General features: G+C 72.0%; 13 protein-coding genes. 4 read left to right on the top strand and 9 right to left on the bottom strand.

The features are described from left to right. Positions 1–54 precede the first annotated feature (54 nt). The 8 genes from rodA to folC form a co-directional block, all read right to left on the bottom strand. A complete protein-coding gene (gene rodA, locus IG74_RS0111480) occupies positions 55–1,251 on the bottom strand; it encodes a rod shape-determining protein RodA (RefSeq protein WP_030673900.1) in 1,197 nt (398 codons plus the stop codon). Continuing rightward, on the bottom strand, positions 1,251–3,503 hold the full coding sequence (gene mrdA / locus IG74_RS0111475) for a penicillin-binding protein 2 (RefSeq protein ID WP_030673898.1): 2,253 nt from the start codon (positions 3,501–3,503) through the stop codon (positions 1,251–1,253). The genes rodA and mrdA overlap by 1 nt, the downstream gene beginning before the upstream one ends. A 126-nt stretch (positions 3,504–3,629) precedes the next feature. Further along, positions 3,630–4,304, bottom strand: a complete 675-nt coding sequence (mreD, locus tag IG74_RS0111470) for a rod shape-determining protein MreD (protein WP_030673895.1) — start codon at positions 4,302–4,304, stop codon at positions 3,630–3,632. Positions 4,305–4,317: 13 nt separating this feature from the next. After that, positions 4,318–5,268, bottom strand: coding sequence for a rod shape-determining protein MreC (mreC, locus tag IG74_RS0111465; RefSeq protein ID WP_030673893.1), 951 nt, complete (start codon positions 5,266–5,268; stop codon positions 4,318–4,320). A gap of 301 nt (positions 5,269–5,569) precedes the next feature. Next, positions 5,570–6,589 carry a rod shape-determining protein gene (locus tag IG74_RS0111460; protein ID WP_030362602.1) on the bottom strand — a complete coding sequence of 340 codons (1,020 nt, stop codon included), beginning with the start codon at positions 6,587–6,589 and terminating at the stop codon, positions 5,570–5,572. 297 nt (positions 6,590–6,886) lie between these two features. After that, the gene (gene ndk, locus IG74_RS0111455; protein WP_030673888.1) at positions 6,887–7,300 is read right to left on the bottom strand and encodes a nucleoside-diphosphate kinase; all 414 of its coding nucleotides are present in this window, start codon (positions 7,298–7,300) and stop codon (positions 6,887–6,889) included. 224 nt (positions 7,301–7,524) lie between these two features. Then, positions 7,525–7,881, bottom strand: a complete 357-nt coding sequence (locus IG74_RS0111450) for a DUF4233 domain-containing protein (RefSeq protein ID WP_030673885.1) — start codon at positions 7,879–7,881, stop codon at positions 7,525–7,527. 5 nt (positions 7,882–7,886) lie between these two features. Further along, entirely contained in the window at positions 7,887–9,422 is a 1,536-nt protein-coding gene (gene folC / locus IG74_RS0111445; protein ID WP_030673882.1) for a bifunctional tetrahydrofolate synthase/dihydrofolate synthase, read from the bottom strand. 211 nt (positions 9,423–9,633) lie between these two features. On the opposite strand from folC, the gene IG74_RS0111440 reads away from it, so the two are divergent. Continuing rightward, positions 9,634–10,641: a rod shape-determining protein gene (locus tag IG74_RS0111440; RefSeq protein WP_030673881.1), complete on the top strand. Its 1,008-nt coding sequence runs from the start codon at positions 9,634–9,636 to the stop codon at positions 10,639–10,641. A 116-nt stretch (positions 10,642–10,757) separates the two neighbouring features. Here the strand turns inward: IG74_RS0111440 and IG74_RS0111435 are convergent, their stop codons facing one another. Further along, positions 10,758–11,927: a sensor histidine kinase gene (locus IG74_RS0111435; RefSeq protein WP_030673879.1), complete on the bottom strand. Its 1,170-nt coding sequence runs from the start codon at positions 11,925–11,927 to the stop codon at positions 10,758–10,760. Between the two features lie 197 nt (positions 11,928–12,124). Between IG74_RS0111435 and IG74_RS0111430 the strand changes: the two genes are divergently transcribed. The 3 genes from IG74_RS0111430 to IG74_RS0111420 are packed head-to-tail and all read left to right on the top strand — an operon-like array spanning position 12,125 to position 14,586. Continuing rightward, entirely contained in the window at positions 12,125–12,739 is a 615-nt protein-coding gene (locus IG74_RS0111430) for a hypothetical protein (RefSeq protein ID WP_030673877.1), read from the top strand. A gap of 9 nt (positions 12,740–12,748) precedes the next feature. Beyond that, on the top strand, positions 12,749–13,912 hold the full coding sequence (locus IG74_RS0111425) for a PAS domain-containing sensor histidine kinase (RefSeq protein ID WP_051854796.1): 1,164 nt from the start codon (positions 12,749–12,751) through the stop codon (positions 13,910–13,912). Continuing rightward, positions 13,909–14,586 carry a response regulator transcription factor gene (locus IG74_RS0111420; RefSeq protein WP_030673871.1) on the top strand — a complete coding sequence of 226 codons (678 nt, stop codon included), beginning with the start codon at positions 13,909–13,911 and terminating at the stop codon, positions 14,584–14,586. Before IG74_RS0111425 ends, IG74_RS0111420 begins: the two co-directional genes overlap by 4 nt. Positions 14,587–14,877 lie beyond the last annotated feature (291 nt).

The following is a 14,877-nucleotide window of genomic DNA, read 5'->3' as shown; positions in this document are numbered from 1 at the left end:
AATCTAGACGCGATCCGGGGCGCCCGGCAGTCCCTGGGCGCCCCGGTTGCGGGATCAGGCCGACAGCGGCCGCTGCACCTTGATCGACTGGAGGAGGCCGACGGCCACCCAGACGGCGAACATCGACGTTCCGCCGTAGGAGACGAAGGGCAGCGGGAGGCCCGCCACGGGCATGATGCCGAGGGTCATGCCGATGTTCTCGAAGGCCTGGAAGGCGAACCAGGCGATGATCCCGGCGGCGACGATCGTGCCGTACAGCTCGGTCGTCTCGCGGGCGATGCGGCAGGCGCGCCACAGGACCACGCCGAGGAGGAACAGGATCGCGCCCGCGCCGACGAAGCCCAGTTCCTCGCCCGCGACGGTGAAGACGAAGTCGGTCTGCTGCTCGGGCACGAACTGGCCGGTGGTCTGGGAGCCGTGGGTGAGCCCGGTGCCGGTGAGGCCGCCGGAGCCGATGGCGATGCGGGCCTGGTTGGTGTTGTAGCCGACGCCCGCCGGGTCGAGCGCGGGGTTGGCGAACGCGGCGAAGCGGGCGATCTGGTAGTCGTCGAGGACGCCGAGCTGCCATATGGCGACGCCGCCGAGCGCGCCCGCGCCGAGCAGTCCGAAGACCCAGCGGTTGGAGGCGCCGGAGGCGAGCAGGACGCCGAGGACGATCATCACTATCACCATGACCGAGCCGAGGTCAGGCATCAGCATGATGATCATGATCGGTACGGTGGCGAGGCCGAGGGCCTGGACGACGGTGCGGTGGTCGGGGTGCTCGCGGTCGCCCGCGTCGACGCGGGCCGCGAGCATCATCGCCATGCCCAGAATGATGGTGATCTTGCAGAACTCGGAGGGCTGGAGCGACTGGCCGCCGATGACGATCCAGGCGTGGGCGCCGTTGACGGTCGCGCCGAGCGGGGTGAGGACCAGCAGGATCAGGAAGACCGAGATGCCGTAGAGGATCGGCACGGCGGTGCGCAGCATCGTGTGGCCGAGCCAGATCGTGCCCGCCATCAGCGCGAGGCCGATGCCGATGTTGATGACGTGCTTGATCACGAAGGCGTACGGGTCGTCGCCGACCAGCTCGGTGCGGTTGCGGGTCGCCGAGTAGACGAGCGCCGAGCCGATCACGGAGAGCGCGAGGGCGGCGAGCAGTATCCACCAGTCGAGGCGGCGCAGCAGCGAGTCGCGGGCGAACAGGCGGGCCATGGTGGAGCGCTCGGGGCCGTAGCCCGAGACGGAGAAACCGCTGGTGCCGGCCATCAGTCGCGCCTCCAGCCCGCGGGCGCGCCCGCGAGTTCCTGCTGGTCCTGGTCCTGGTCCCGCCGACCCGGGTCCTGCTGGTCCTGTTGCTGCTGGTCCTGCTGCTGTTGCTGGTCCTGCAGCTCCTGCGGCGTCTTGGGCTTGCCGGGCTTGTACGGCTTGATCTTCGGGGCGTCGATGGAGCCGTCGGCCCCGATCTTCGGCAGGGACTTCTGCGGCTCGGGCAGCAGGGCCTTCTTCAGGTCCTGGTTGCCGCTGTCGTCGAGGCCGTAGATCGCGTTGTAGATCTGGCGCACGGCGGGTCCGGAGGCGCCGGAGCCCGTACCGCCCTGGGAGATCGTCATCACGATCGAGTAGTCCTTGGTGTACGTCGCGAACCACGACGTCGTCTGCTTGCCGTAGACCTCGGCGGTGCCCGTCTTGGCGTGCATCGGGATCTTGTCCTGCGGCCAGCCGCCGAACCGCCAGGCGGCGGTTCCCTTGGTGGCGACGTCGGCGAGGGCACCGTCTATGTCCTTGCGCAGGGCCGCGTCCATGGGCAGCTTGCCGTGCGCCTTGGGCTTGATCTCCTCGACGTGCTTGCCGTCGGGGCTGATGATCGCCTTGCCGACGGTGGGGTCGTAGAGGGTGCCGCCGTTGGCGATGGCGGAGTAGATGGTGGCCATCTGGATGGGCGTGACGAGGGTGTCGCCCTGGCCGATGGAGTAGTTGACGGAGTCACCGGCGCGCATCTTCATGCCTTCGAGGCAGTTCTCGTAGGCGATGCGCTCGGCGTAGTCGCCGCTCTTCTTGCCCTGCTTGCACCAGGCGTCCTTGTTGGCCTTCCAGTAGTCCTTCTTCCAGCGGCGGTCGGGGACGCGGCCGCTGACCTCGTTGGGGAGGTCGACGCCGGTCTCCTTGCCAAGGCCGAACTGGTGGGCGGTCTTGTAGAACCAGTCCTTGGGGTCCTTCGCCGGCTTGTTGCCGCCGTCCTTGCGCCACTCGTCGTGCGACAGCTTGTAGTAGACGGTGTCGCAGGAGACCTCCAGGGCCTGGCCGAGCGTGATGCTGCCGTGGCCCTGGGACTCGAAGTTCTTGAAGACCTGGCCGCCGATCGCGTACGAGCTGGGGCAGGGGTAGCGGCCGTTGAACTCGTAGCCCGCGTTGACGGCGGCGGTCGTCGGGATGACCTTGAAGATCGAGCCCGGGGCGGCCTGGCCCTGGATGGCGCGGTTCAGGAGCGGGTAGTTGGACTTCTTGCCGGTGAGCTTGGCGTAGTCCTTGCCGGAGATGCCGCCGACCCAGGCGTTCGGGTCGTACGTCGGGTTGGAGGCCATGGCGACCACGCGCCCGGTCTTGTTCTCCATGACGACGACGGCGCCCGCGTCGGCCTTGTAGTTCTCGCCGGTGTTGTCGTCGAACTCGTCGCGCGCCTTCTTCATCGCGTCGTTCAGCCAGTACTCGGACACGGCCTGGACGCGGGCGTCGATGCTGGTCACGACGTTCGAGCCGGGCTCGGCCTTGTCGGACTTGGCCTTCCCTATGACCCGCCCGAGGTTGTCGACCTCGTAGCGGGTGACGCCGGCCTTGCCGCGCAGCTGCTTGTCGTACGTGCGCTCGAGGCCGGAGCGGCCCACCTGGTCGGAGCGCAGGAACGGCGAGTCGGTGTCCTTGGCCTTGTTGATCTCGTCGTCCGTGACGGGCGAGAGGTAGCCGAGGACCTGGGCGGTGTTCGCCTTGCCGGGCGCGCCGTAGCGGCGGACGGCGGTGGGCTCGGCGGTGATGCCGGGGAAGTCCTCGGAGCGCTCGCGGATCTGCAGGGCCTGCTTGGGCGTGGCCTCGTCGGTGATGGGGATCGGCTGGTACGGCGAGCCGTTCCAGCAGGGCTGCGGGGTCTTGGAGTCGCACAGCCGGACCTTGTCCGAGACGTCCTTGGTGCTCATGCCGAGGACGTCGGCGAGCTTGGCGAGGACGCCCGCGCCGTCGTCCTTCATCTTCATCAGCTCGGTGCGGGACGCGGAGACCACGAGGCGGGTCTGGTTGTCGGCGATGGGCACGCCGCGGGCGTCGAGGATCTCGCCGCGCACGGCGGGCTGGACGACCTGCTGGACGTGGTTGCCGGAGGCCTCCTCGGCGTACTCGTCGCCGTTGCGGACCTGGAGGTACCAGAGGCGGCCGCCGAGGGTGAGGAGCAGCGAGACGACGAGGATCTGGATGACGACGAGGCGGATCTGGACGCGTGGCGTCCGGCCGGTCTCGGGAATGTTGGTCATGGGCGCAGCCCCTTCTTCGGAAGGGCGGTGGCGGGCGACGGGTGGGCGTTGGTCACTGCTTCGCTCCTCCCCTGTTCCGTACGTCGACGGGTGCGCCGCCTTCGCCGTACGTCAACTGCGGTGCGCTCACAGGCGCTTGACCCCCTTGATCCGTCCGGCGCGGGCGGCGCGGACCTTGGCCGCCTTGGTGCGCAGGCCGCCGCCGCGCTGGTTGCCGATGCTCAGGCCGGTGCCGGAGGACAGGAAGCCCGAGGAGACGTCGGCGGCCTTGCCGCCCCCGGCGGTCTCGCCCAGCGGGTCGTTCTCGGCGCGGCGGGCGAGCGCGATGATCAGCGGAATGGTGAACGGCGCGAGCAGCAGGTCGTACAGGGCGGCCGTGAACAGCAGGCCGCCGAGGCCGACGTGGCGGGCCGCGTCGTCGCCGACGAGGGCACCCACGCCCGCGTACAGGAGCGTCGAGCCGACGGCGGCGCCGACCACGACGAAGAGCGGGCCACTGGCGGAGCGCAGTCGGCCGGTCTCGGGCTTGGCGAGGCCCGCGAGGTAGCCGATGACGCACAGCACGAGGGCGTAGCGCCCGGCGGCGTGGTCGGCGGGCGGCGCCAGGTCGGTGAGCAGGCCCGCGCCGAAGCCGATCAGGGCGCCGCCGACGTGGCCGTAGACGAAGGCCAGGCCGAGGACGGTGAGCAGCACCAGGTCGGGGACGGCGCCCGGCAGCTGGAGCCGGGCGAGCACGCTGACCTGGACGACGAGGGCGACCACGACGAGGGCGCTGGAGAGCAGGATCCGGTTGAAGCGCATGGTGTCAGTGCTCCTACTGCTCGTATCGCTCGGTGCCGTCGGCGGGTGCCTGCCCGGACGGCGTCGCGGTGACCGTCACGGTCGGGGCGGGCTTGGGCTTGGCGGGCTTGTCGGGCAGGACGGTGTCGCGGGGGTCCTTGCGGGGGGCCTCGACGACGACGCCGACGACGTCCAGCTTGGTGAATCCCACGTACGGCCGTACGTACACGTTCCGGGTCAGGTCGCCGCCGGAGGGGTCGACGCGGACGACCTCGCCGACGGGGACGCCGGGCACGAACGGCTTGTCGGCCTGCGAGCCGAAGGTGACCAGGCGGTCGCCCTTCTTGATCTTCGCCTTGCCGTTGAGCATCTGGACCCGCAGCGGGCGGTCGCCCTGGCCGGAGGCGAAGCCGAGCTCGTCGGTCTTCTCCATGCGGGTGCCGACGGTGAAGTCGGGGTCGTTGGCGAGCAGGACCGTCGCGGTGGACGGGCCGACGGTGGTGACGCGGCCGACCAGTCCTTCGCCGTTGAGGACCGTCATGTCGCGCTTCAGGCCGTCGTTCGCGCCGGCGTCGATGGTGACCGTCCAGGAGAAGCCCTGGGCCGCTCCTATGCCGATGACCTCCGCGCCCTTGATGCCGTACTGGCCCGCGCCCGCCTTCTTGAGCAGGGAGTCGAGCTGTTTGACCCGGCTGCGGTTGCGGTCGTCGCTGCCGAGCTTGGCCTTGAGCGCGGCGTTCTCCCGCTCCAGTTGCGCGATGCGGTCGTGGCGGTCACCGGAGTCGCGGACCGCGCCGATGGCGTTGCCGATCGGGTCCACTGCGCCCGCCATGCCGTCCTCGACCGGGCCGAAGACCGTGGCGGCGGCCTGTCGGGCACCGTCGACCGGTGAATCCTCGCCACCACGGATGTCCACCGTGATCAGTGCGAACGCGATGGCGATCAGCAGCACCAGGAGCAGCCGGCTCTCTCGTGTGTCCCTCACGTGCGGCGGCCGTGCCTTCCTCAAGTAGGAATCTGCGGAATGTGAGCCCGCGGGGTCCCCGGAGCCCCGAAGTCCGCGGAATTCTTATGCCTTGCCTATATATCAACGATCCGCCGCACGAGGCGGCAGGCACTCGTACGGCGGACCTTTTCACGTCAGGTCGTGTGCGGGTCGTGACGTCCGGTCAGCGGACGCGGGCCGCCCGGCCACCGTGGTGACCGGGCGCGTGGTGCGCGACGCGGCGGGACGTCGACCGGGTGCCCCCGCGTCGTCGCCGCGTACGCGTCGTCTTCCCCAAGGGTCAGCGGCGCGGCTGGGCGTCGAGCACCTGCTGCAGCGCCTCGAACTCCTCGACGCACTTGCCGGAGCCGAGCGCCACGCTGTCCAGCGGGTCCTCGGCGATGTGGATCGGCATGCCCGTCTCGCGGCGCAGCCGCTCGTCGAGGCCGCGCAGGAGCGCGCCGCCGCCGGTCAGGACGATGCCGCGGTCCATGACGTCGCCGGACAGCTCGGGCGGGCACTTGTCGAGCGTGGTCTTGACCGCGTCGACGATGGCGTTGACGGGCTCCTCGATCGCCTTGCGGACCTCGGCCGCGGAGATCACCACGGTCTTGGGCAGGCCGGAGACCAGGTCGCGGCCGCGGATCTCGGTGTGCTCGTCGGCGTCCATGTCGTACGCGGAACCGATGGTGATCTTGATCTGCTCGGCCGTGCGCTCACCGAGGAGGAGGGAGTACTCCTTCTTGATGTGCTGGATGATCGCGTTGTCCAGCTCGTCGCCCGCGACGCGGATGGACTGTGCCGTGACGATTCCGCCGAGGGAGATCACCGCGACCTCGGTGGTGCCGCCGCCGATGTCCACGACCATGTTGCCGGTGGCCTCGTGGACCGGCAGGCCGGAGCCGATGGCGGCGGCCATGGGCTCCTCGATGATGTGCACCTGGCGGGCACCCGCCTGCGAGGAGGCCTCGATGACGGCGCGGCGCTCGACTCCGGTGATGCCGGAGGGCACGCAGACGACGACGCGCGGGCGGGCCAGATACCGACGCTTGTGGATCTTCAGGATGAAGTAGCGGAGCATCCGCTCGGTGATCTCGAAGTCGGCGATGACGCCGTCCTTCAACGGGCGCACCGCGACGATGTTGCCGGGCGTGCGCCCGATCATCTTCTTCGCTTCTGCGCCGACCGCGAGGATGCCGCCGGTGTTGGTGTTGATCGCGACGACGGACGGCTCGTTGAGTACGATCCCCCGACCCCTGACGTACACCAGCGTGTTGGCGGTCCCGAGGTCGACAGCCATGTCACGGCCGATGAACGACATGTTGTTCCCCATGAGGATGCGTCTGGCCTTCCCTAGTGGAGCGTGTGATGGCTTGTTAGGTAGGCGAGGTGGGTGCTGTGTGGCGTGGAGGCTTCCATCGTAGTCTCGCCCGCACGCACACGGCGCGAGGGTCTCCGCCATTGTCAGCAGATGATGTGCCGCCCCGCTCTTGGAGACGTGCCATCCGAGGCACGGGTTCCCCCAATCGGGGCGCATATGCCAAAAGACGGCCGAATTTCTTCGGCCGTCCCTGGTCGGTGGAGCGTTCGCACTGACTACATGTCAGAACTGGGAATCTCAGACGAGACCCGGAAAGAAGATCTTCAGCTCGCGCTCGGCGGACTCCTCGGAGTCCGAGGCGTGCACCAGGTTCTCCCGGACGATGCTGCCGAAGTCGCCGCGGATGGAGCCGGGCGCGGCGGCGATCGGGTCGGTCGGGCCCGCGAGCTGGCGCATTCCCTCGATCACGCGCTCACCCTCGACGACGAGGGCGACGACCGGGCCGGAGGCCATGAAGGCGACCAGCGGCTCGTAGAACGGCTTGCCCTTGTGCTCCCCGTAGTGCGCCTCCAGGGTGTCCTGGTCCAGGCTGCGCAGTTCCAGCGCGGAGATGGCCCAGCCCGCCTTGCGCTCGATACGGCCGATGATCTCCCCGATCAGTCCGCGGCGGACGGTGTCGGGCTTGAGAAGAACGAGCGTGCGCTGGCTCATGGTGTGCGGCTCCAAGCGGTGTTTTTACGATCACATGGGATGGGTTCCGCACGATACCGGGGGCACTACGGAGGGTGGCCATCGGGTGAGCGCGATAACGGGCCACTCCGGCAGGTCGGATTCACAGGGAAAGCGACCGCCGCAGCACCGATAAAGCCCGTCCGGCGATTGAGGACAAGCGCGCAGCGCGACGCACGGCCCGGGGCCCGGGGGCGAAGGCCCGCTCAGCCCCCGGAGGCCTCCCCCTGCTCGGCCAGCGCAGCGAACCGCGCCTTCGCCTCGTCGATCTTCTGGCCGAAGTGCACGGACGCCCACCACAGCGCGGCGAACATCGCCCCCATGAAGAACATGATCGGCACCACGAAGCCGCTCGCGATCAGGGCGACCTGCAGGGCCCAGCCGAGCTGGACCCCACCCGGCCGGGTGACCATGCCGCACAGCAGGACGGACAGGGCCATCGCGACGCCGCACACCGTCCAGACCGTGCCGGTCTCCAGGTCCGGGTCCTTCATGGCGACCAGACCCGCGAAGCCGATGACGAAGAACTCGCCGATCAGGGTCGAAGAACAGAGCGTACGCACAGCGGTCAGCGCCTTCCCAGGAGCAGTCGGGCCTCACCCACGGTGATGACGGAGCCGGTGACGAGGACGCCGCCGCCCGCGAACTCGCCCTCCTCCTCGGCGAGGGTGACCGCCGCCTCCAGGGCGTCGTCCAGGCGCGGCTCCACCTGGACGCGGTCGTCGCCGAAGATCTCGACGGCGATGGCCGCGAGCTCGTCCGCGCCGAGGGCGCGGTCGCTGGAGTTCTGCGTGACGACGACCTCGGCGAAGATCGGCTCGAAGGCCTCCAGCATCCCGCGCGCGTTCTTCCCGTCGCTCACGCCGAGGACGCCGATCAGCCGGCTGAAGTCGAAGACCTCGCCGATGGACGCGGCGGCGGCGCGGGCCCCCGCCGGGTTGTGCGCGGCGTCCAGGACGACCGTGGGCGAGCGGCGGACGACCTCGAGGCGGCCCGGGGACGCCACCGAGGCGAAGGCCTTGCGGACCGTCTCGATGTCCAGGGGTTCCACGCGCTGGGCGCCGACGCCGAAGAACGCCTCGACGGCGGCGAGCGCCACCGCCGCGTTGTGCGCCTGGTGCTCGCCGTGCAGCGGCAGGAACACCTCCTCGTACTCGCCGCCGAGGCCGCGCAGCGTGAGCAGCTGCCCGCCGACGGCGACCTGACGGGCGGCGAGGCCGAACTCAAGGCCCTCGCGCGCGACCGTCGCGTCCACCTCGACGGCCTTCTTCAGGAGCACCTGCGCGGCCTCCACCGGCTGCTGGGCCAGGATGACCGTCGCGTCCTGCTTGACGATCCCGGACTTCTCCACGGCGATCTCGGCGGGCGTGCTGCCGAGCCGGTCGGTGTGGTCCAGGTCGATGGGGGTGACGACGGCGACCGCGCCGTCGATCACGTTCGTGGCGTCCCAGGTGCCGCCCATGCCGACCTCGACAACGGCGACGTCGACCGGGGCGTCCGCGAAGGCCGCGTACGCCATGCCCGTGAGCACCTCGAAGAAGGAGAGGCGGTGCTCCTCCTTGGCGTCGACGAGCTCCACGTACGGCTTGATGTCCTGATACGCCTCGATGAAGCGCTCGGGGGCGATGGGGGCGCCGTCCAGGCTGATGCGTTCCGTTATCGACTGGACGTGCGGGGAGGTGTACCGGCCGGTGCGCAGCTCGAAGGCGCCGAGGAGGGCCTCGACCATGCGGGCCGTGGACGTCTTGCCGTTCGTCCCCGTGATGTGGATCGACGGGTACGCGCGCTGGGGCTCGCCGAGGACGTCCATCAGCGTGGCGATGCGCCGCAGGGACGGGTCCAGCTTGGTCTCGGGCCAGCGGGCCGTGAGCTCCCTCTCGACCTCGCGCAACGCCCTGTCCACCTCGGGGTCGGCGGGGCGGGCCGGGACGTCGGCCTGCGGCGGGCCTGCCTGGGTGCGCAGGGTGCGGCTGCCCGCCTCGATCACGGCGAGGTCGGGGTCGCGGTCGGTCTCGGCCGCGACGATGTCGTCGAACTGGTCGGCGGGGTCGGCCGGGCCGGTCTCGTCGTCGCGCGGGCTGTCGTTCGGCGGGAGGTCACTCACGTACGCCAGTCTACGGAGACCCACCGACAGCGGCCGGGCGGGCGGACCCCGCGTGCCCGGGGCCGCCCGCCTCCGCGCCCCGGCCGGCCCCCGGAGCGTGTCCGCGCAGGCGGGCGCGGGCCGTATCCGGCACGGGTCGGGACCTTCGACCTGTCCGATTCGGGACTTTGGTCCCTCCGTCACCCGAACGGGCCCGGCAAACTTGGCGATCATGGACATAGGGATCGACCTCGGCACCGCCAACACGCTTCTGTACGTCCGCGGTCAGGGCATCGTGCTCAACGAACCGTCCGTGGTCGCCGTCAAGGAAGGCGCGCGGGCCGCGCTCGCCGTGGGGACGGAGGCCAAGGAGACCATCGGCCGCACCCCCGGCACCATCACGGCCATCCGCCCCCTCAAGGACGGCGTGATCAGCGACTTCGAAGCGGCCGAGGAGATGATCCGGCACTTCGTGCGCAAGGCCGTACCGGGGCGCCGTCCGCGCACGCGCATGGTGGTGTGCGTCCCCAGCGGCGTCACGCCCGTCGAGCGGCGCGCCATCGTGCACGCCGCGCAGCGGGCCGGGGCGCGGGCCGTGCACCTCGTCGAGGAGCCGATGGCCGCGGCGATCGGCGCGGGCCTCCCCGTGGCGGAGCCGCGCGGCTCCATGGTCGTCGACATCGGCGGCGGCACCACCGAGGTCGCCGTGATCTCCCTGGGCGGCATCGTGACCGCCCAGTCCCTGCGCGTCGGCGGCGACCGCCTCGACACCGCGATCACCGACTACGTGCGCAAGGAGCACGCCCTCCTCATCGGCGAGCGCACCGCAGAGGACGTCAAGGTCGGCATCGGCTCGGCGTGGCCGGTGCCCGACGACGACTCCTTCGAGGAGCGCACGTTCACCGTGCGGGGCCGCGAGAAGGTGGGCGGCCTGCCGAAGACGGTGGAGCTGACCGTGCGGGAGGTGCGGTCCGCTCTCGACGAGCCCGTCGAGGCGATCATCTCGGCGGTGCGGACCACCCTCGAGGAGTGCCCGCCGGAGCTGTCCGGGGACGTCATGGAGCACGGCATCGTCCTCACCGGGGGCGGCGCGCTCCTGCCCGGGCTCGACCTGCGCCTCGCCTCCGCGACGGGCATCCCCGTCTTCGTGGCCGACGACCCGCTGGACAGCGTGGCGCTGGGCTGCGGCAAGTGCGTGGAGGACTTCGACGGCCTCGAGCGGGTCATGTCCGCGGCCTAGCTCCGCCGGGGTGCGGGCATGTCGGCGCTCCGCGCCTCGTCCTCGAACGCCGGACGGGCTGGATGGTGCCGCTCTCGGGCCGGATCCTGCCTGCGGGCCCACGCCGGGTGCGGGACTCAGGTCAGCTCTTCGGCCGGGAGGTCGGCCACGACCTCGTAGGCCCCGGCCCGCGCCCCCGCGACGAACGTTCCGCCGAGCGTCCACACCCGCTCCCCCATCCCCGCCGTCCCCGTCCCCGCGGACACGGGCGCCGTGGGGGCATCGGGCTCGGCGGTGGACAGGGGGTTGCTGACCCGTACGCGGAGGTGGCCCTCCCGGGCGGTGACGTGGACCTCCACGACCTGCCCGGGCGCGTGCTTCGCCGCGTTCGTGAGGCACTCCTGCACCACCCGGTGCACGGCCGCCTGGCGCAGGGGCGAGAGGCGGTGGGCGGCGGCGTCGACGTGGAGATCGACGGGGCTGCCCGCCAGGGCGCTGCGCCGGGCCAGCTCGGGGAGGGCCTCCAGACCGGGCGTGGGGCGGCCGTCGACGCCGCGCTGGACGATGATCTCGTTCAGCATGCGGTGCGCGGAGCGCGCGGTCTCGGAGAGCTCCTCGAAGCCGTCGGCGTGCGGGCCGCCCATCGCGCGCCGCGCGAGCACCTGGGAGCGGACGCTGAGCAGCGTCAGCTCGCGGCCGACGAAGTCGTGCACGTCGCGGGCGATGCGCGCCCGCTCGCGCTGCACCGCGTGCAGCGTCTCCGTCTCGGCCCGCTGGGCCTGGAGCGCGCGGACGAGGTCCTGCCGGTTCGCGGCGACGCCGACGCCCGCGGCGAGCGCGCCGATCGGCACGACGAGGCTGAGGAACTCGCTGAGCGTGTCGCCCCTGTGCACCGGCCAGCCGGGCAGATTGAACATCACGTACGCGAAGGAGACATAGCCGACGACGCCGCAGGCCCCGGCGAGGCGGCCGCGGTAGCGGGCCAGCGAGTACAGGGCGAACTGCGCGAGGGTCAGCTCGTGCAGCCAGCCGAGCAGCACCAGCGCCACCAGGTACGGCACCCACGGCGCAGCCCGGCGCAGCAGCAGCGTCGCCGCCCCCGCCGTGAGGACGAGCGCGGCCGTGACCCCGGTGAGGGAGTTGTCGGCGGCGGCCAGGCCCGGCACGTCGAGGGCCATCAGGGCGAGGCAGGCGAGCGCCGTGAGGAGATCCAGGGCCCGAGGTTCGCGTGTGCAACGCCGAGCGAGGCGACGGCCCGCGGCCACCGCCTGGCTGAGCGCCGTGACAGCGGCGGGCCGGTCGTGCATATCCCCTCCATCATCGCCGAGGCTTTTGACCCGACACATCAGACTTTCGGCCCTCGCGCCCGTCCGGAGGCGTGACGTGCCGCACGGACGGGCCCGAGCACCGCCCCCACGCGACACGAGCCGTCTCCGTACGACAACGGGTGTACTCCCCGGCGCGGCTGCCCCGCCCCCGTGCGGACCGGCGTTCCAATCGGACCATGTGGTATGCCCAGAATCCGGGTCGCAGGACCCGTCAGCTCGCCGGGGACCTGGCCGTCCTGCTGTGGACCGCGCTGTGGACCGCCGCCGCCCTCGTCGCCTACCGCCTCGCCGCGCTGCTCAGCCACCCAGGCCCCGACTCCGGCGTCGCCTCTTCGTGGTCGCCCGCCGCGCGCCTACCCGTCGTCGGCGACGACGTGGACGCGGCGCTGCGCTCGGTGGTCGGCTTCGTCGACGCCGTCGACCCGGTGACGCTGCGGGCCACGCTCGCCGTGGCCGCCGCCAGCCTGTTCCTGCTGCCCATCGGCCTCGTCCTCGCCGTCTGGCTGCCGCGCCGGGTGCGCTGGGTGCGGCAGGCCGCCGCCGCCCGCGAACTCGCGGCCTTCGCCAACGGGCGCGAGCTGCTCGCCCTGCGCGCGCTGCTCCGCCCCCTCGACGAGGTGGCCGCGACCGCCGCCGCCCTGCCGGACGCGACCCCCGGCAGCCTCGCCGAGGGCTGGCGCACCGCCGACCCGCGCACCCTGGACGCGCTCGCGGACGCCGAGCTGGAGCGGCTCGGCCTCGCCCCCGGCCCGGAACCGCTCGGCCCGCTCGTGGTCGAGCCCGCCGGTTAGGCCGGGCGCGTGCCGACCGAACCCCGGGGCCTGCACGCCCCGTTCTCCGCGGCCGTGCTGCGGGCCATCCCGATGGGGGCGCTGCTCGTCGGGGACGACGGCCGGGTCGTGGCGGCCAACCCGCAGTTCACCGAGGTCTGCGGGCTGCACGGCGTCGACACCTCCACGGGCGCGCCCGCCGACCCCATCGCGGACGCCGTGGTGCGGCTGCTCCCGGAGCACGAAGCCGCCGCGCTGCCGACGCTGCGCGGGCAGTTCGTCCGCAAGGCCGAGCTCCGGCTGCGCGACGGGCGCACGCTGCGCCGCAGCCGCCAGCCCATCGACGCGGGCGAGCAGCACCTGGGCGTCCTGTGGCTCGTCGAGGACGTCACCGAGCAGCGCCGGTACGAGGCCGATCTGCACCGGCACATCGACACGCTCGGCGAACTGGCCCGCGACCGCGCCGAGTTCGCCGCCCGCACCTCGCACGAGCTGCGCACCCCGCTGGCCACCGTGCTCACCTTCTGCGAACTGCTCACCGACCCCGCCACCGGCGCCCTCGACGAGGTGCAGCGCTCGTACCTGGACACGATCCGGCGGGCCGCGACCCGCATGCAGGACATGGCCGACGGGCTCCTGCACCGGTACGCGGAGGCCGCGAGCGGCGCCCCGCCGTCCTTCGCCCCGCTCGACCCGGGCCGCCTCCTCGCCCGCCTGGTGCACGACATCACCCCGTGGGCCACCCGCGACGGCGTCTTCGTGGCCCTCGACCTGCCCGGCGGCGAGCCGCCGCCGCTCACCGCCGACGCCGACCAGCTGGAGCGGGCGCTGACCGCGCTGCTCGACAACGCCGTGAAGTTCACCCCCGCCGGCGGCACCGTCACCGTCACCGCCCGACCGTGCCACGGCCCCGGCGACACCGACGGCGATCCGCCGCCCGGCTGGCGGATCACCGTCGCCGACAGCGGCATCGGCATCCCCAAGGAGTTCCAGGAGGAGGTCTTCACCGAGTTCGTCCGCGCCCCGAACGCCCGCCGCGGCCCCTACCCGGGCACCGGCCTCGGCCTGAGCGTCGTACGCGACGCCGTGCGGCTGCACTCCGGCACGGTCACCGTCCACAGCGACGAAGGGCACGGCACCGGCGTGGAGGTGTGGCTGCCGCTCGGCGGCCCGCCCGGGACCGGCCCGGCATGACCCGCCTGCTGCTCGTCGAGGACGACCCCGACCTGGGACTCGCCCTGCGGGTCCTCTTCACCCGCGCCGGATACGACGTCGTCGCCGCGGACGACGGGCAGGCCGCGCTCAAGCTGCTCTTCGCCCGGCGGCCCGCGCTCATGGTGCTCGACCTGGTCCTGCCGGGCCTTGACGGCTGGGAGGTGCTCGACCGCACCCGCGACCTCACCGACCTGCCCGTCCTCATCCTGTCCGGCCGCACCAGCCCCGCCGAGCGCGTCCGCGGCCTGCGCTCCGGCGCCGACGACTACCTGTGCAAGCCCTTCGACCACGTGGAGCTGCTCGCCCGCGTGGAGGCACTCCTGCGGCGCTCCAACCCCGGGCAGTGGCGGGGCGACTACGTCGAGGCGGGCCTGCGCCTCGTGCCCGAGCGGCGGTCGGCGGTGTGGCAGGGCCACGAGACGCGCCTGAGCGCGATCGAGTACCGGCTCCTGGAGGTCCTCGTCCGCAACCGGGGGCGGGTCGTCACCACCGAGCAACTGCTCGACCTCGTCTGGGACGATCCGGGTGGGACCGGGCGGGAGCGGGTGAAGTTCGCGGTCCTGCGGTTGCGGCGCAAGCTCGCGGTGGGTGAGGGAGACGATCCCCTGGAGTCGGTACGGGGCCTCGGCTACCGCTACCGGGGCGAGGGCTGAGGCGGCTGCCCTCGCGGGGCGCCCCTGACCCGCCCCTTCCCGACCTGGGGCTCCGCCCCAGACCCCGCTCCTCAAACGCCGGAGGGGCTGAGAAATCTGCCGCGAGCGACACCGTCTGGGGCGTCCCACGCGGGACCTAAGTCCCGGCCGGGCAGGACCTGTGGGCCGGGGCCTTCGCCCCGAAAAGGCGCGGCCGCAGGCGCCGCAACCGTTCGGCAACCGAAGGCGAGCCACCCCCGCAACCCACACCCCACAGGCTCCTGATTCCGCACCGCCCCACCCGCCAGGAGC

This window comes from Streptomyces sp. NRRL B-1347 (genome assembly GCF_000720325.1).
Taxonomy (GTDB): domain Bacteria; phylum Actinomycetota; class Actinomycetes; order Streptomycetales; family Streptomycetaceae; genus Streptomyces.
The sequence above is the reverse complement of the archived record's forward strand: the minus strand, read 5'-3'. Positions and strand labels throughout refer to the sequence as shown.